Below are 16,418 nucleotides of genomic sequence, written 5' to 3'. Positions count from 1 at the left end.
CAGGATCGCTACTGTTAGCAGGCGAAGGATCAAGCTATACTGACCCCACTTTTTTAACGGACAAAACGCCGTTTCAGTTTCCCTCCGCAGTAACAGGCAAAACGAATTCATGCGACTCGAAAAATTCATATCTCAGCAACTGGAAGTCAGCCGTGCTATCGCTGGCCGCGAAATCCGCGCCAAAAAAGTCACCATCAACGGCGAAGTCGTACGTGATGCGGCTTACAAAGTGCAGCCAGACGACGAAATCGAATATGACGGCACCCCGCTGGTGGTGCAGCAAGGTCCCCGTTATTTCATGCTGAACAAGCCGCAGGGTTATGTCTGTTCCACTGACGATCCCGATCATCCTACTGTGCTGTTCTTTATTGAAGAACCGGCGGCGTTCAAGCTGCATGCGGCGGGTCGACTGGATATTGATACCACCGGTTTAGTGCTGCTGACCGACGATGGCCAATGGTCGCACCGTATTACGTCTCCGCGCCATCATCTGGAAAAAACCTATCTGGTGGAAGTGGAAGAGCCGATCGATCCTTCGCTGATTGAGAAATTTGCGGCGGGTATTCAACTGCACAATGAGCGCGAGCTGACTAAACCGGCTGTGCTCGAAATTCTCGATGAAAAAGCGGCACGCTTAACCATCAGCGAAGGGCGTTATCACCAGGTGAAACGCATGTTCGCAGCCATGGGTAATCATGTATCCGCGCTGCATCGCGAAAGTATTGGTGACATCATGCTGGATGAGGAACTCGGTGAAGGCGAATACCGTGAACTCACCGCCGAAGAGATCGACAGCATCGGACTGCCAGAAGAACTGAAAAAGCGCAAATAGCGGGAGAAAGCGGTGCGTAAGGAAAAGAATTCACCGATAGGGTTGGTTATGATTCTGGGTTTGCTGGCGATGTTGATGCCACTGTCCATTGATATGTATCTGCCAGCGATGCCGCAAATTGCACGTGAGTTTGCCGTTTCTGCGGGCAGCGTGCAGATGACGCTCAACCTCTACATCCTTGGTTTCGCCATTGGTCAGTTAGTTTATGGCCCACTGGCGGACAGCTACGGACGTAAACCGGTGATTGTGCTGGGCACATTGATCTTTGCCTGCGCAGCCGCCGCCTGCGCGCTGTCGCAATCTATCGATCAACTGATCTTTATGCGCTTCCTGCACGGTCTCTCGGCGGCAGCGGCCAGCGTGGTGATTAATGCCCTGATGCGTGATAGTTACTCGAAAGAGGACTTCTCACGCATGATGTCCTTCGTGATGCTGGTGACCACCATTGCACCGCTGCTGGCCCCGATTATTGGTGGCTGGCTGCTGCTGCTGTGGAACTGGCATGCCATTTTCTGGACATTATCGGTCGCCGCGTTGATTACCACGGTGCTGGTGGTCACGCAGATCCGTGAAACCCTGAAGCCCGAGCAGCGGCAGCGTTTTCATTTACGCACCACTCTGAGCAATTTTGTGGCACTGTTCCGTCATAAGCGCGCGTTCAGTTACATGCTGGCAAGCGGCTTCTCCTTTGCCGGACTGTTTACCTTTCTCAATGCCGGACCCTTTGTTTACATCGAAGTGAATCACGTCTCGCCACAGAACTTTGGCTACTACTTTGGCCTTAATGTGGTGTTCTTGTTTGTGATGACTTTGATTAACAGCCGTGCCGTGCGTCGATTTGGCCCGCTGGCGATGTTCCGTATTGGTCTGATCATTCAGTTCGCCATGGGTATCTGGCTGTTAATTTCCAGCGCGCTGGATCTGGGCTTCCTGTCACTGGTGCTGGGCGTCGCGATGTTTATCGGTTGTGTCTCGACCGTTTCGTCCAATGCCATGGCGGTGATACTGGATGAGTTCCCACATATGGCGGGCACGGCCTCTTCGCTGGCCGGCACATTACGCTTCGGGGTAGGTGCTCTGGTGGGGGCACTGCTGTCACTGGTCAGTATTAACAGTGCCTGGCCGATGGTGGCAACCATTGCGCTGTGCGCCACGGTGTCCATCGTGCTGTTCAGTTACGCCTCACGTCCACGCCACGCATAATCTTGTAGCGGCGCAATAAATTGCTCCGCTACTGATTTATGACTGACATCTTCAAACACAACACTCCCCCGCAAATTCGCGAATCCCCACATATTCGTTATGCTTAATGTTTCCATAATGTGAAAATTAAGAGATAAAAAAGTAACGACATTGCGTCTAAAATGATTGTTAACTGCCGCCGAACAGGGTACACATAGGCACAAATGCGAGAAGACTCGCAAATAATAACTTTGCTACATGCTTTGTGCTTAAAACGAGAAGGCAAACCTTGACGTCCGTATTCTGAGCTAACCAGGTAAGGATTCACGCGTTACCGCCGTCGTCGTGAATAAGAGTTAACGTCTCTGGGGACCGTACTTATGCTGCAACTTTCGGTTATGCATCGCTTACCGCAACACTATCGCTGGTCGTCAGATCATGCGGGGGAAATTGAGTGTCAGGAAGCGGCAAACGGTGTGCACGATGAAGATTTAGTGGTACTCCGCCTGCTCAGCCATGATGGCCATCCCGCGCTGGAAATTCTGCACCAGTTGCAAGAAACGCTGGCGCAGATTCAGGTGGAATGCAAAATTGCCCGGTGTGAAGGGCAGCCGTGTCTGCTGATTCAGCGCGGTGATGAAAGTGCCACCAACTGCTGCCTGAAAAATCAGGGCGTAGCGATAGCCGAAACTTTTGAAGGTCATTAACTCAAGGGCTGACCTTGCGCTGAAGCCAGCAACTGACGGGTGTAATCGGTGGCTGGCGCATTAAACAGCGTCTCGCATTCTCCCTGTTCCACCACCTCTCCCTGACGCAACACGATCAGCTGGTGACAGAGTGCTCGCACCACCTGCAAATCATGGCTGATAAACAGATAAGCCAGCTGATGCTGCTGCTGTAAACGACGGAGCAGTGTGAGAATTTGCTTCTGCACTGAGCGATCCAGCGATGAAGTCGGTTCATCCAGTACGATCAACTGTGGCTCTAAAATTAGCGCGCGCGCAATCGCGATACGCTGGCGCTGGCCGCCGGAAAACTCTGCGGGATAGCGCAAACGGCTTTCGGCATCCAGTCCCACTTCCTCCATCACCGCAATCACTTTCGCTTCCTGTTCGGCAGCACTCAGCTCTGGGCGATGGACAGCTAACCCTTCAGCAATCACCTGCTGCACCGTCATACGTGGATTGAGTGAAGAGTTTGGATCCTGAAACACCACCTGAATCTTAGGGCGCAGCGGCATCAGTTGCTTGCGCGTCAGCGTATGCAGAGGCTGATCGTCAAACCAGATCTCGCCGCGGGCGGCGATCAAACGCAGCAGTGCCAGGCCGGTGGTACTTTTGCCGGAACCGGATTCACCGACCAGTCCCAGGCTTTCTCCCCGGCGAAGCGTGAAGCTCAAATCCTGTAGCGCCGTCTTTTCCGCCACTGCCCGCTTCAGCAATCCGCGGCGAATGGGAAAGCCCACATGCAGATTTTTAACCTGCAACAGCGGTTGCGGATTCGTGAGGGGAACCGGTTGACCATCGGGTTCGGCAGCCAAAAGTTCGCGGGTATAAGGATGAGTCGGCAGGCTGAAGAGCGCGTCGCAGCGGTTGTGTTCGACTTCTCGCCCATTGCGCATCACCGTCACACGATGCGCCAACTGGCGCACAATATTCAGATTATGGGTGATAAACAGCATGCCCATATTCAGCTCTCGCTGCAACTCTCGCAGCAGTTGCAGAATCTGCGCTTGTACCGTGACGTCGAGCGCGGTGGTGGGCTCATCGGCAATCAGCAGCTTGGGTTGCATCAGCAACGCCATGGCGATCATCACGCGCTGACGTTCCCCGCCGGAGAGTTGATGGGGAAAATCTTGCAGCCGAGACGCGGCATGGCGAATTCCCACGCGATCCAGGCAACTGAGAATTTCTCCGCGCGCCGCTTCTTTGCGCATTCCCCGATGCTGAGACAGCACCTCATACAGCTGTTTCTCAACGTTATGCAGCGGGTTAAGCGAGACCATCGGCTCCTGGAAAATCATCGCCATTTGGTTACCACGCAAGCCGCGCATCTCACGTTCACTGGCCTGCAGGATGTTCTGTCCATTGAACACAATTTCGCCCTGCGGATAGGTCACGGGTGGCTGAGGTAACAAGCGCATGATCGACAGGGCAGTCACGCTTTTGCCCGATCCTGATTCGCCGACCAATGCCAGGGTTTCACCCGCATCAATGTGCAGTGAGATATCTTCCACCACCCGGCGTTGATTAAACGCCACGGCCAGATGATTAACGGTCAGTAAGCTCATTTAGCGTCCCCGACTTGGATCAAAGGCATCGCGTACCGCTTCACCTATAAAGATCAGTAGTGATAACAGCAGGGCGAGTGCGAAGAAGCCAGAAAGCCCCAGCCAGGGTGCTTGCAGATTATTTTTGCCTTGCAGTAACAGTTCACCCAACGACGGCGATCCCACCGGAAGGCCAAAACCGAGGAAATCCAGGGATGTCAGCGTGGTGATCGAACCACACAAAATAAAGGGCAGGAAAGTCAGCGTCGCCACCATCGCATTAGGCAACATATGTCGCAGCATGATGCGTCCATCGCTAACGCCCAGCGCCTGCGCGTCACGAATGTAATCAAAGTTACGCGTGCGCAGAAATTCCGCGCGTACCACGCTGACCAGGCTCATCCAGCCAAAGATCACTGTCACCAGCAACAGCCACCAGAAACCGGGCTGGATCACGCTGGAGAGCAAAATGAGCAGGAATAGAGAGGGCATACCGGACCAGACTTCAATCAGACGCTGACCGACCAAATCAACGCGGCCGCCGAAGTAACCCTGCACCGCACCGACCACAATGCCAATCACACTGGAAAACAGCGTCAGCAGAATACCAAATAGCAAGGATACGCGCGTACCGTAGAGCAGACGTGCCAGCACATCACCGCCATTGGCATCGGTGCCGAGCCAGTTCTGTTTCGACGGCGGAGAAGGGAAGGGTACATCGGTGGCAAAATTGATGGTGCTGTCACTGAAGCGAATCGGTGCCCACAGTGCCCAACCTTGGTGGTCAATGCGCTGTTTGAGCCAGGGGTCCTGATAATCAGCGGGCGTCGCAAAGTCACCGCCAAAATCACTTTCACTGTAGTTAAACAGCAGTGGCATATACCAGCGCTGCTGATAGTGCACTATCAAAGGTTTGTCGTTGGCCAGTAACTCCGCACCCAGTGACAACACGAAAATCACCAGAAAAATCCACAACGACCAGTAGCCACGGCGGTTGTGACGAAAGCGCTGCCAGCGCTGTTGGTTAATAAGCGATATGGCCATCAGCGTCCCTCAAAATCGATGCGCGGATCGACCAGCGTGTAAGTCAGGTCGCTGAGAATATTCATCAGCAACCCAATCAGCGTAAAGATATACAAGGTGCCAAACATCACCGGATAGTCGCGCTGAATGGTGGCGTCGTAGCCCAGCAGACCTAATCCATTCAACGAGAACATCACCTCAATCAGCACGGAACTGGTGAAGAACATGCTGATAAAAGTGGCGGGGAAGCCTGCAATCACTAACAGCATGGCGTTGCGGAAGACGTGTCCATACAAAATGCGTTTCTCATCCACTCCTTTCGCGCGAGCCGTGACGACATACTGCTTGCGAATCTCATCGAGGAAGGAGTTTTTGGTCAACATGGTCAGCGTGGCAAAGCCACCAATCACCGTTGCCAATACCGGCAGCGTGATGTGCCACAGATAATCACCGACTTTACCGTACCAGGGCAGGGTATCGAATTGGGGTGACGTCAGGCCACGCAGCGGGAACCAGTCTAAATAACTGCCACCGGCAAACAGCACAATCAGCATGATGCCAAACAAGAAGGCGGGAATGGAGTAGCCAATGATAATGAAGGTGCTGCTCCAGATGTCGAAAGCGCTGCCGTTGCGCACCGCTTTTTTGATGCCAAGCGGGATCGACACCAGATAGATGATCAGTGTGCTCCACAGACCGAGGCTGATCGAAACCGGCAAACTCTCTTTAATCAGTTGCAGCACCGAAGCACTGCGGAACAGGCTGTCGCCGAAATCAAAACGCAGGTAATTCCACAGCATCTCGCCATAACGTTGCAGCAGGGGTTTATCAAAACCGTAGCGATGTTTAATTTCTGCGATCACTTCAGGATCGAGCCCGCGCGCGCCGCGATATTGGCTGTCGCCGGGGTTATCTCGCACTAATGCACCACGCCCGCCGCTATCGGCACCGCCGGAGGCGGAAAACCCAGTGCTGTGACCAAACTGCGCGTTGGCCAGCGCCTGATCAACTGGACCGCCTGGCGCAATCTGCACGATAAAAAAGTTCAGGGTGATGATCGCCCACAGCGTGGGGATAATCAGCAGCAACCTGCGTAGGAAATAGGAACCCAAACCGCTCTCCTCAGCGTCTGTCGGCCGGCAACTGTGCGGCTTTGTTCACGTCATACCACCAGTTTTCCAGCCCGGTGGCATAGGCAGGCTTGATTTCAGGACGCGAAAACTTGTCCCAGTATGCCAGCCTCTGCTCTGCGTTGTACCACATTGGGATCATATAGGCATTCCACAGCAGGATACGATCCAGTGCCTGGCCCAGTGGTAACAAGGCTTTCTCATCACCCTGGTGAGCCACAATCTGTTTAATAAAGTGGTCGATAAGCGGATCCTGCACCCGCGCGGTGTTCCATGAGGATTTGATGAAATCGGACTGCCAGAAATATTGTAAATCTGTTGAGGGCCACGGCATCGCCTGATAAGCCGACGGGATCATATCGTAATCCCCCTCACGTAAACGGCGTAGATACTGTGAGCTGTCTACCTGACGCAGTGTCACTTGAATGCCAAGACGCGCCAGACTGTGCTGGAAGGGCAAAGCCCAGTCATTATTGGGGCCGCTGCGCATTAGCAGTTCAAAGCGGAAAGGCTGACCGGTTTTATCATTCACCAGTTGCTGGTTTTTAATCTGCCATCCCGCTTGTTTCAACAGGTCCACGGCTTTCAGCAGGTTACCGCGATCAAATCCACTGCCATCCGATTTCGGGGGCGCGTACTCACTGTCAAACACTTCAGGCGGCAACTGGGCTTTGTAAGGGGCGAGCAGGATCAGTTGCTCTGCTTTCGGATAGCCCACCGCCGCATATTCGGTATTTTGGAAGTAACTGCTGGTGCGCTTATAGGCGCCATAAAACAGCGCCTTGTTCATCCATTCAAAATCAAATGCCAGCGTCAGCGCCTGACGGACGCGTCGATCGGCAAACAACGGTTTCTCATTGTTAAACGCCAGCCAGCGCGTATCCGTGGCAGCAGTATTCGGTGTGGTTGATTTAACAATGGCACGGCTCTCGAAATTACGACCACGATACTGCGTGGCCCATTTTTTTGCCGAACCTTCCTCACGCAGATCGTAGGCACCTGCTTTGAAGGCTTCAAATGCCACGTTGTCATCGAGGTAGTAGTCATAGCGCAAAGTATCAAAATTGAAGCGGCCGCGGTTAACCGGCAAATTGGCGGCCCAGTAATTTTTTACCCGGCTGTATTCGATGAACTGGCCAGACTTATAGGCAGTGATGCGGTAAGGCCCACTCGCGAGCGGGGGATAGCCAATCGGCTCATTGAATTTTTTATTCTGCCAGAATTTCTCGGGCAGCACGGGGAGCGTCAGCCAGTTTAAAATCAGGTCCTTGTCGGGCTTGGCCATATCAATGCGCACCGTCAGGCGGTTCAGTGCTTTCACCTCTACCCCGCGGAATGCAATGCGGAATTGCGGCACGCCTTCGGTCATAAACTTCTGGAAAGTAAAGGCAACGTCCTGTGCGGTAATCGGGGTGCCATCCTGAAAGCGCGCATGCGGATTGATTGAAACTTCCATCCAATGGTAATCACTGGGATAGCGCGCGGATTCGGCGATCAGGGGGTAGAAGCTGCCCGGTTCATCATCAGCAGTGGTGAAGAGCCCATCATACAGCGTGTCGGTACCCGCACCTGGATTCCCACGTGAGGCGTAGCGGTTGAAGTTATCGTAAGTGCCCACCACGGCCAGCGTCATCTTGCCGCCTTTCGGCGCAGCAGGATTAACGTAATCGTAATGACTGAAATTCACCGCATACTTCGGCTCGCCCAGCTTGGCAAAGGCATAACTCTCATTGATGGTTTCAGCATGCAGTGGCGCAATAGCCATACAAACCAGCAACGCTGTGACAAGACGCAGCAGCATAAGTGGGGCGCTCTCCTCTGGTGTTCCGCACTGTATGGTAGCAGTTTCGTGACGATGGCGTGACGTTAACCCAACGCGGCCTGTTGCTGATAGTAACTGATCAGGTATTCCGGGCGCAGCGGGCGGCTAAACAGATAGCCTTGTAAATGCGTCACTCCGCGATTGACCAGCCATGCGGCTTGATCGCCGGTTTCAACCCCTTCAGCCACGGTTTTCAGATTGAGTTTCTTCGCCAGCAGCAACACCGCATCCAGCACTGGTGAGGTCACTGTTTCGGTGCCAATACTTTGTACAAAACCGCGATCGATCTTCAGGTAGTCAAACGGGTATCTTTCAAGATAGATCAATGCGCTGTGGCCTGTACCGAAGTCATCAATGGCTATCTTGATGTCATGCTCATGCAGCCAGGCAAAGATTTCGCCAGCATTCTTTTCACCCACCATGGTGCGTTCCGTGATTTCAAACACATACTTGAAGTGGTCAGCGGGCATCTCGGCAATCCACTCCTGTACGTGCTGGCGGAAGCTGTCTGAAGCGAGATGCAAAGGGGAAAGATTTAAACTCATGCGTGTGCCACGCGGCAACTGTTGGCTTAAAAATCGGGCATCACGCGCGACCAGTTTAAACAGATGCTGGGTGAGGGGAATAATCAGGTTTTGTGCTTCGGCATTACTGATAAAGGCATCAGGAGGGATCATTCCTTCAGTGGGATGTGTCCAGCGCAGTAGCGCTTCTACACCGTAAGGTTGGCCGTCGTGGGCGGTCACCAGTGGCTGATATTCCACATGAAACTGTCCGCGTTTAATCCCTTGCATAATCTCTTTACCAGGGCGCTGATAAAGGGTCAGCAGCATCCAACTGGCACCGATCATAAACAGCGTGGCCAGTAGCCCGGTCAGCAGAATCAGATGATAGTCACGTTGCGCCAGAGTGCTGCCATAGACCACGAAGCGCATGTCATTATTTTTAAAACGCATTTCAGCCAGAGCAGGGGGGAGATCGCTGACGTTCACCACCTGGTTTTTACCGCTGAGCAGCGCTTTGTTGCCAATCACCAGCGCCATTCCGGTGATCTCTGGGTGGTAAGACGCCATCAATTGATAAGGCGTCAGACTAATATTCATGGTGGCAAGAATGCCGGTTTCCGCTGAACCTGGACTTTTCATCCACAGCGCCAGTGCCGGTTTGGTCGGCAGCAATGGCGTGCCTGGCATCAGTTTTATGTCGCGGTCGCGTTCCAGCTCAGAGTCTGGAGAAATATCATTAGCAGGCAGCAGGAAAGCACCAGTGGCAGAGGAGCAATAGGCATTGCTGTCGCGCACCAGCAATATGGCGCGAATGTTGCCGGCAAAAGCGGCACGGGAGGTCAGTTCACGGCTGACGCTGCTGCAGGATAATTGGGTGTACTGTTGTAAGGGATACAGGGTATCGACCAGGGTTGACATCACCTGTTGTAAATCGTCGCGGCTATGAATCAGCAACTGTTCATGTTGTTGTACGCGTTTTTGCCAGGTTAGCGTCAGCAGAACCGTCACAAACAACAAAAAGAACACGCCGCCGATAATCGCACTACTCCAGGCGATACGGCGCGAATAGGTTGCATGACGTTTTAACGTCCCCGACAGTGGCATGGAGTGCATTCCCCTTTGTGGTGCCATTTTTATTATGTACATCGTGCACTACTGCTCGCTGGTGTCTGGCGTTGAGCGCTGCGTATTCACGGCGTTGTGCACCGGGCTGGAACGCAAACTGCTTCGGCCAGTAAGCAAACGAGAATATAACGAGGTCGCGCGAAAAGTCTCGTTATATTTTTGATTCTCAATTACTTTTTATCTATTGGATTTGAGTTAAGAAACTGCAGGCGAAAAAAAACGCTGCCGGGGCAGCGTTTTCTGATTCTCTGGCTGAGAGGATCTTCAAAAGGATACGTTAGCTCGGGTTTTTAGCTAAAACCCGACGCGCTTCGCGATAACGCGTTTTCCAGTAACTGTCGTTTAAACTGGAGATCATCACACCACTGCTGGTGGACGCGTGTACGAAGTTGTCATTGCCGAGATAGATGCCAACATGACGACCCGTCGAACCTGCGCGGAACATGACTAAGTCACCCGGACGCAGTTTGCTGCGTGAAATTTCTTTACCGGTGTCCTGCTGCTCGGATGTCGAGCGTGGCAAATCTAAACCAAACTGCTCGCGAAAGGTGCGCTGAACAAAAGCAGAACAATCAATGCCGCGCTTGGTGTCGCCGCCTAAGCGATAACGTACACCTTTCCAGTCACTGTACTGTTCCATGATGCGGGACTTAACGTCCACGTTCTGCACCATTTGTTCAAATTCGTCCTGAGACGCTTGAAGTAAAAAACCATTCTGGTTGTTAACTTCATGATTCTCGTTATTCGCGTTCTGACCGTTATGCGTACTGCTACATGCCGATAAAAGTGTTGCTAATGCTACTGCGGGAAGGATCCGCCTGAGGTATCTCAGTATTGGTTGAGACTTGACCATTATACGTGTGTTCCTTTGATGTCCTTACGACACAATGTCGTCAGCCAGATGACAAAACGGGTTCGAGATTAATAAGTACGACCGCTTAAGACAATTCCTTAATTACTAAAATGTGTTAATGAACACATTTTTGTTTCATAAGGCACCGAATTTTATGCTGCACTCTTACTAATCGGATTTGAGGTTAACCGATTACAGACCGCGTGGCGAGTGCTTTTATATAAATTTTTATAGGTTTTATTGATGTGAAATCAATTCGTAACACAATGGCTACTTTATCATCAACTGGTAGCGAATTAGCGACCAATAAGCGGTGTTATAAGGGGGTAATTCTGGCGCTAAGGCCGATTTTGAGAGGGTTCTGACTGGACAGCTTAGGAAAAGGGCTATTGTTATCAATTTTTCATCATAATGTTTTCTTTTAATAGAAAAAGCTTAGCGTGCTAATAATGAATTTCAGAATTCGATAAGCGCGGATGATCGACTTTTATGGTTATTGTCATCCGCGCTTAACAATTATGTGCGCGGCTTATATTTGCCTGGAAGGGTGCGATTGAGCCAATTCACCAGTTTGTCGCTGGCTGGCGTTAATAACCACCAGGGCAATCCCACCAGAACTACGGACAGTGATCCCACCGCAACATCGGTAAACCAGTGCGCGCCCGCCATGATGCGTGGCAGGCCAAATATCACCACAATCAGCAATGCCACCAGAAAGGCGCGGAAACCAAAATAGCGCCACATAAAGCAGGCGAAAATAATCAGCATCATGCCGTGGTCACCCGGGAAACTGGCGCTGGAGGCATCTTTGGCTGGAATACCGGTCAGCTCGCTCACACGATGGACGTTTTCAAAGAACAGCGTCGGGCTGACATGCTGTACCGGAATCAGGTGACCTAACTGATTCAACACCACCGCCGTCAGTAGCATGGTGATGCCGATGGCCAGCATACGACGCTGACCCTGAGGAGTTTCACGACGCCAGAACCACAGATACAGCAGGCCCATGGCCAGCAGCGAAACCGCGTCAAAACCGCGGAAGTTGGTGATCGCCACCAGCAGTGCAAAACCGTGGTGCACCACCATCTGATCGTTGAAGCCAAAGAAGATCGCTTTATCGACACCAAACCAAAATCCGTGGTCTGGCGGCAGATACCAGGAAAAGAACAACATCAAACCCAATGCATTCAGCAGCAGGATGGTGATTAGACGAGATGCGCGCATAAAAAATAGACTCAAAATGAAAAATAACGGGGCAACCTAACGCAGCTATTTTAAACGAATCTTCAACAAAGCGGTTTGCAAAAGATTCCAGTCAACGGATTGATGATGGATTAACTCAATGCGGCTGTCCGGTGGCGTCGTCGTGCGGGTCTCCATAAAGAAGTCCTCACCCTGGCGATTGATGTTCACCAGACCATCAGGGGTACGCAGCACACCCTTCACCCGATCAACCGGCGCATGCCGCGCCCACTCTAGCGCGGGGATGGTATCGAATACGGTATCAGCATCAAAAATCCAGCCGCAGGCTGCGTATCCCTGGCCTTCATTAAGCGCGCGTCGCCAGCGTGCAGACCCGTCCAGCTTCAGCGCCGCAAGCCCCTGAGGACGAGAAGAGTGGTGGTGATGTGCTGCTTCGGGAACCGCACGATCCGCCAATCCAGGCTGGCACAACAGCGTGGGGTCGATATGGCCCCAGGCAGATTCCACTAACTGACGATCACCCAGATTCTGCTGTTGCCATGTGGCTAAACGCTGGCGATCTTCATCGCTCCAGCGATCGCTTTTGTTGGCAATAACGATATCAGCAGCGGTCAGCTGATCGCGGAAATTTTCATTTTCGACCACGCGTTGATCGGCCAACTGGCGCGGGTCAAGCAGAGTGAGGGTTGCATCAACCTGAATCCAGGGTTGATAGACGGCTGCACGCAGCATATCGAGCAACTGTTTGGGATGACCAAGGCCGGTGGGTTCAATAATGAGGCGGTCGGGTTTGGTCTGCTTCAACAGCATATTAAGCCCAACCTGTAACGGCAGACCGTTGACGCAGCACATACATCCGCCGGGGATCTCTTTCAGCGTGGCGCCTCGATCGGCAAGCAGCGCGCCATCAATGCCGATCTCGCCAAACTCGTTAACCAGGATCGCCCAATTTTCGTTGACTGGTTTGTTGGCAAGCAGATGGAGCAGCGTAGTGGTTTTACCGCTGCCGAGAAATCCGGTTATTACGTTAACGCGCGTCATGACAAACTCCCTATTCAGGCGCGCGGACAACACATCCGGCGCGCACCCCGTTGTTATACTATAACAACCTTCGGCGGCCGGATAAAATCGTGCGGTTAATCCGCGCGACTCATATAGCGGCGTTCAGCAATATGGATACGAATGCGATCGCCATTGCTCAAATACTCAGGCACCTGAATGGACAATCCGGTGCTCATCCCTGCGGGTTTGGTACGTGCACTGGCAGATGCGCCCTTGATGCCCGGCGAGGTATCGACAATTTCCATGTCCACAGTTTGCGGCAGTTCCAGCGCCAGCACCTGACCTTCCATGGTTAATACCTGAATACCCGGAATGCCGCCTTCTGGGATGAACAGCAGCTCTTCTTCAATCTGCTCTTTCTTGAAGATGTAAGGTGTGTAGTCTTCATCATCCATAAACACATATTCGTCACCGTCTATATAGGAGAAGGTGACGGCGCGACGGCTTAGCTGGATGGCATCGATAATATCGTCGCCTTTGAAACGCTCTTCTACTTTCAGGCCAGTGCGCACGTCGGTAAAACGCATCTTATACAGGGTTGCCGCACCGCGTGCGCTAGGGCTCTGCACATCAATGTCTTTCACCAGCAACAGTTTGCCGTTCCAGGTGACAGCCATCCCTTTTTTGATTTCATTTGCCTTTGGCATGGTGTGTGACTCGCTTAATGAAGGTTAATGCGCGCCACGTTACTCGCGCCGTGAAAAACAGGCAAGTGAGGCAACGTAAAATTGTTGTCTGTGCATAGCATTCCCCGTGCTGGGCTGCTATTGTCGCGGCGAAATCCTTGCAGGAGCGCATGATGTTTTGTCGTGACCAGTGCGGTGCCTGTTGCACAGCCCCTTCCATCTCTTCCCCCATTCCCGGAATGCCGCACGGCAAGCCGGCCAATACCCGTTGCGTTCAGCTTGACGACAATCAACGTTGCAAGATATTTGGCTCTCCTTTGCGCCCAGCAGTCTGTGCCGGATTACAACCCAGCGCTGAAATGTGCGGCAGTAGTCGTGATGCGGCGATGACGTTCCTGCTGAAGCTGGAAGCCGATACCGCTCCCTGAGTCGTTGCTGACGCTTTGCTGAAGAACTGGCCTAAACTGACTATTGCGTTACAGCAAAAACGTCAGCTTTAAGGGTATGAAAAATCCGAAATCCAAACTGAAGTGTGCGGAACATCAAAAATCTGCTACGCCGATTGCGCATTTTCTTGCCTGCCTGACGTTGCTGTACCATATTCCCTGAAACGTTTCAGCGTTGTCGTCGCGGCTAAGTCCGCAGCGCACAGCGTATTTTTTCGCCATTAAGCTGAACCGATTCAGTTTCAGCAAGCGAGGAGAAATATGTTCCAGCTCGAAGTTCAGGCCATTCATACCGGTGCGCAGGCACAAAATAAAGAAGAGGCAATCCGCCAGGTTGCAGCTGCGTTAACCGCGGCAGGCAATGTGTCGGAAGGCTACGTTAACGGCATGCTGGCGCGCGAACAGCAGACCACCACGTTTCTGGGCAATGGCATCGCGATCCCCCATGGCACCACCGATACGCGTGATCTGGTGCTGAAAACGGGCGTGCAGGTCTATCAATTCCCGCAAGGCGTGGATTGGGGCGACGGCCAGACGGCCTATGTTGCCATCGGTATCGCCGCAAAATCTGATGAACATCTTGCGCTGCTGCGTCAGCTCACCCACGTTTTAAGTGATGACAGCATTGCTGAGCAGTTGAAAACCGCCTCAGCTGAAGATTTGCGTGCATTGCTGATGGGCGAGAAGCAGGCGGCGGAATTCAAATTCGACACTTCGCTGATTGCGGTAGATATCGCAGCCAGTGACCTCATTACCCTACAGGCGCTGAACGCAGGACGTTTACAGGCCGCAGGCGCGGTAGAAGCGTCGTTTGTGGCTGATGTGGTATCCCGTACACCGCTCAGTCTCGGCCAGGGGATTTGGTTGAGCGACAGTACTCACGGCAACCTCAACAGTGCCGTTGCGGTGAGCCGTACGGCCACGCCATTTGTTCATCAGGGTGAGAACGTTGCACTGTTAGTGACGGTTGCCGCCAGCGATGAACGCCCGCTGGAGGTGCTCGGCTACCTGAGCAACCTGCTGCTGAACAACAAAGCTGAACGCCTGCTGAAAGCAGATGCGGCAGGCATTCTGGCACTCCTGACCAGTGAAGTGGACGAGACGGCAGACCTGCTGACCGCTGAATTCACCATTCGTAATGAGCACGGACTGCATGCGCGTCCAGGCACGGCGCTGGTCACCGTCATCAAACAGTTCAACAGCGATATCACCGTCACTAACCTTGATGGCAGCGGCAAACCGGCTAACGGACGCAGCCTGATGAAAGTGGTGGCGCTGGGCGTGAAGAAAGGCCATCGCCTGCGCTTTACCGCCAGCGGTGAAGACGCACAGCAAGCCTTAAACGCCATTGAAGAAGCCATTAATGCGGGCTTGGGCGAGGGGGTTGCATGAGCCGTCGTGTTGCCACAATCACTCTCAACCCGGCCTATGATCTGGTGGGTTACACGCCAGAAATCGAGCGTGGTGAAGTTAACCTGGTGAAAACCACCGGTCTGCACGCTGCGGGTAAAGGCATTAACGTTGCCAAGGTGCTGAAAGATCTCGGTATCGACGTCACGGTTGGCGGATTCCTCGGTAAAGAGAATCAGGATGGCTTCCAGCAATTATTTAGCGAGCTGGGTATCGCCAACCGTTTCCAGGTGGTGCAGGGTCGTACCCGTATCAACGTGAAGCTGACGGAAAAAGACGGTGAAGTCACTGACCTGAATTTCTCTGGCTTTAATGTCACAGCGCAGGACTGGGATCGCTTTACCGCAGATTCTCTCACCTGGCTGGGGCAGTTTGACATGGTGTGCGTCAGCGGCAGCTTGCCTGCGGGCGTGGCACCAGAAGCGTTTACTAAATGGATGAGCGACCTGCGCACCCTGTGCCCGTGCATCATTTTTGACAGCAGCCGTGAAGCGTTGGTGGCCGGCCTGAAAGCCGCTCCGTGGCTGGTGAAACCGAACCGCCGTGAGCTGGAAATCTGGGCCGATCGCAAACTGCCAACCCTGCAGGATGTGATCGAAGCTGCGCATGAACTGCGTGAGCAGGGTATTGCTCATGTGGTGATTTCCCTTGGTGCGGAAGGCGCACTGTGGGTGAACGCCTCTGGCGAATGGATCGCCAAACCGCCAGCCTGTGAAGTGGTCAGCACCGTAGGCGCGGGTGATTCGATGGTTGGCGGCCTGATTTACGGCCTGCTGATGCGCGAATCCAGCGAGCATACGCTGCGCCTTGCCACCGCCGTGGCCGCGATGGCGGTTAGCCAGAGCAACGTTGGCGTTACCGACCGTACCCAGTTGGCCGCGATGATGGCGCGTGTCGACTTACAACCCGTTAACTAACAGCAGGAGAGC

Annotated in this window: 15 protein-coding genes; 6 read left to right on the top strand and 9 right to left on the bottom strand. The window is 53.1% G+C overall.

What is annotated here, in order from left to right; all coding sequences use genetic code 11:
• Positions 1-109: 109 nt before the first annotated feature.
• The 3 genes from rsuA (at position 110) to QMZ30_RS03565 (ending at position 2,721) form a co-directional block, all read left to right on the top strand.
• Positions 110-832 (top strand): 16S rRNA pseudouridine(516) synthase RsuA, encoded by a 723-nt coding sequence (rsuA, locus tag QMZ30_RS03575; RefSeq protein ID WP_283226436.1) that lies wholly within the window; start codon positions 110-112, stop codon positions 830-832.
• 12 nt (positions 833-844) lie between these two features.
• A complete protein-coding gene (locus tag QMZ30_RS03570; protein WP_283226435.1) occupies positions 845-2,035 on the top strand; it encodes a Bcr/CflA family multidrug efflux MFS transporter in 1,191 nt (396 codons plus the stop codon).
• A 359-nt stretch (positions 2,036-2,394) separates the two neighbouring features.
• A complete protein-coding gene (locus tag QMZ30_RS03565) occupies positions 2,395-2,721 on the top strand; it encodes a YejG family protein (protein WP_058969199.1) in 327 nt (108 codons plus the stop codon).
• Here QMZ30_RS03565 and yejF read toward each other — a convergent pair.
• The 9 genes from yejF to yeiP form a co-directional block, all read right to left on the bottom strand.
• A complete protein-coding gene (yejF, locus tag QMZ30_RS03560) occupies positions 2,718-4,304 on the bottom strand; it encodes a microcin C ABC transporter ATP-binding protein YejF (RefSeq protein WP_283226434.1) in 1,587 nt (528 codons plus the stop codon). The two genes, QMZ30_RS03565 and yejF, sit on opposite strands and share 4 nt — an antisense overlap.
• Positions 4,305-5,327, bottom strand: coding sequence for an ABC transporter permease (locus QMZ30_RS03555; protein ID WP_283226433.1), 1,023 nt, complete (start codon positions 5,325-5,327; stop codon positions 4,305-4,307).
• On the bottom strand, positions 5,327-6,418 hold the full coding sequence (locus tag QMZ30_RS03550) for a microcin C ABC transporter permease YejB (protein ID WP_283226432.1): 1,092 nt from the start codon (positions 6,416-6,418) through the stop codon (positions 5,327-5,329). Before QMZ30_RS03550 ends, QMZ30_RS03555 begins: the two co-directional genes overlap by 1 nt.
• A 10-nt stretch (positions 6,419-6,428) precedes the next feature.
• The gene (locus QMZ30_RS03545) at positions 6,429-8,237 is read right to left on the bottom strand and encodes an extracellular solute-binding protein (RefSeq protein ID WP_283226431.1); all 1,809 of its coding nucleotides are present in this window, start codon (positions 8,235-8,237) and stop codon (positions 6,429-6,431) included.
• A gap of 65 nt (positions 8,238-8,302) precedes the next feature.
• Complete coding sequence (gene pdeN, locus QMZ30_RS03540; protein WP_283226430.1) at positions 8,303-9,868, bottom strand: cyclic di-3',5'-guanosine monophosphate phosphodiesterase PdeN; 1,566 nt, start codon at positions 9,866-9,868, stop codon at positions 8,303-8,305.
• 298 nt (positions 9,869-10,166) lie between these two features.
• Positions 10,167-10,742, bottom strand: coding sequence for a bifunctional murein DD-endopeptidase/murein LD-carboxypeptidase (mepS, locus tag QMZ30_RS03535; RefSeq protein WP_039333745.1), 576 nt, complete (start codon positions 10,740-10,742; stop codon positions 10,167-10,169).
• A gap of 516 nt (positions 10,743-11,258) precedes the next feature.
• Positions 11,259-11,966, bottom strand: a complete 708-nt coding sequence (locus tag QMZ30_RS03530) for a phosphatase PAP2 family protein (protein WP_058969209.1) — start codon at positions 11,964-11,966, stop codon at positions 11,259-11,261.
• Between the two features lie 45 nt (positions 11,967-12,011).
• Complete coding sequence (locus QMZ30_RS03525; protein WP_283226429.1) at positions 12,012-12,986, bottom strand: CobW family GTP-binding protein; 975 nt, start codon at positions 12,984-12,986, stop codon at positions 12,012-12,014.
• Positions 12,987-13,081: 95 nt separating this feature from the next.
• The gene (gene yeiP / locus QMZ30_RS03520) at positions 13,082-13,654 is read right to left on the bottom strand and encodes an elongation factor P-like protein YeiP (RefSeq protein WP_039333751.1); all 573 of its coding nucleotides are present in this window, start codon (positions 13,652-13,654) and stop codon (positions 13,082-13,084) included.
• A gap of 152 nt (positions 13,655-13,806) precedes the next feature.
• Here yeiP and QMZ30_RS03515 point away from each other — a divergent pair, with 152 nt between their 5' ends.
• The 3 genes from QMZ30_RS03515 to fruK all read left to right on the top strand — a co-directional run bounded on the left by QMZ30_RS03515 (position 13,807) and on the right by fruK (position 16,406).
• Positions 13,807-14,061 carry a YkgJ family cysteine cluster protein gene (locus QMZ30_RS03515; protein ID WP_071885732.1) on the top strand — a complete coding sequence of 85 codons (255 nt, stop codon included), beginning with the start codon at positions 13,807-13,809 and terminating at the stop codon, positions 14,059-14,061.
• A 279-nt stretch (positions 14,062-14,340) separates the two neighbouring features.
• Entirely contained in the window at positions 14,341-15,471 is a 1,131-nt protein-coding gene (fruB, locus tag QMZ30_RS03510; RefSeq protein WP_058969210.1) for a fused PTS fructose transporter subunit IIA/HPr protein, read from the top strand.
• Positions 15,468-16,406 carry a 1-phosphofructokinase gene (fruK, locus tag QMZ30_RS03505; RefSeq protein ID WP_038645831.1) on the top strand — a complete coding sequence of 313 codons (939 nt, stop codon included), beginning with the start codon at positions 15,468-15,470 and terminating at the stop codon, positions 16,404-16,406. The genes fruB and fruK overlap by 4 nt, the downstream gene beginning before the upstream one ends.
• The last annotated feature ends 12 nt before the right edge of the window (positions 16,407-16,418 follow it).

The organism is Pantoea sp. EA-12 (assembly GCF_030053355.1).
GTDB classification, from domain to species: domain Bacteria; phylum Pseudomonadota; class Gammaproteobacteria; order Enterobacterales; family Enterobacteriaceae; genus Pantoea; species Pantoea vagans_C.
Note: the sequence above shows the minus strand (reverse complement) of the source record. Positions and strands in the feature narration are given on the sequence as shown.

Excerpts from the sequence above, each read along its gene's own strand:
- yeiP (WP_039333751.1), bottom strand. The coding sequence starts at position 13,654 with ATGCCAAAGGCAAATGAAATCAAAAAAGGGATGGCTGTCACCTGGAAC.
- QMZ30_RS03515 (WP_071885732.1), top strand. The coding sequence starts at position 13,807 with ATGTTTTGTCGTGACCAGTGCGGTGCCTGTTGCACAGCCCCTTCCATC.
- rsuA (WP_283226436.1), top strand. The coding sequence starts at position 110 with ATGCGACTCGAAAAATTCATATCTCAGCAACTGGAAGTCAGCCGTGCT.
- fruK (WP_038645831.1), top strand. The coding sequence starts at position 15,468 with ATGAGCCGTCGTGTTGCCACAATCACTCTCAACCCGGCCTATGATCTG.
- pdeN (WP_283226430.1), bottom strand. The coding sequence starts at position 9,868 with ATGCCACTGTCGGGGACGTTAAAACGTCATGCAACCTATTCGCGCCGT.
- QMZ30_RS03565 (WP_058969199.1), top strand. The coding sequence starts at position 2,395 with ATGCTGCAACTTTCGGTTATGCATCGCTTACCGCAACACTATCGCTGG.
- QMZ30_RS03530 (WP_058969209.1), bottom strand. The coding sequence starts at position 11,966 with ATGCGCGCATCTCGTCTAATCACCATCCTGCTGCTGAATGCATTGGGT.
- fruB (WP_058969210.1), top strand. The coding sequence starts at position 14,341 with ATGTTCCAGCTCGAAGTTCAGGCCATTCATACCGGTGCGCAGGCACAA.
- yejF (WP_283226434.1), bottom strand. The coding sequence starts at position 4,304 with ATGAGCTTACTGACCGTTAATCATCTGGCCGTGGCGTTTAATCAACGC.
- QMZ30_RS03555 (WP_283226433.1), bottom strand. The coding sequence starts at position 5,327 with ATGGCCATATCGCTTATTAACCAACAGCGCTGGCAGCGCTTTCGTCAC.
- QMZ30_RS03545 (WP_283226431.1), bottom strand. The coding sequence starts at position 8,237 with ATGCTGCTGCGTCTTGTCACAGCGTTGCTGGTTTGTATGGCTATTGCG.
- mepS (WP_039333745.1), bottom strand. The coding sequence starts at position 10,742 with ATGGTCAAGTCTCAACCAATACTGAGATACCTCAGGCGGATCCTTCCC.
- QMZ30_RS03525 (WP_283226429.1), bottom strand. The coding sequence starts at position 12,986 with ATGACGCGCGTTAACGTAATAACCGGATTTCTCGGCAGCGGTAAAACC.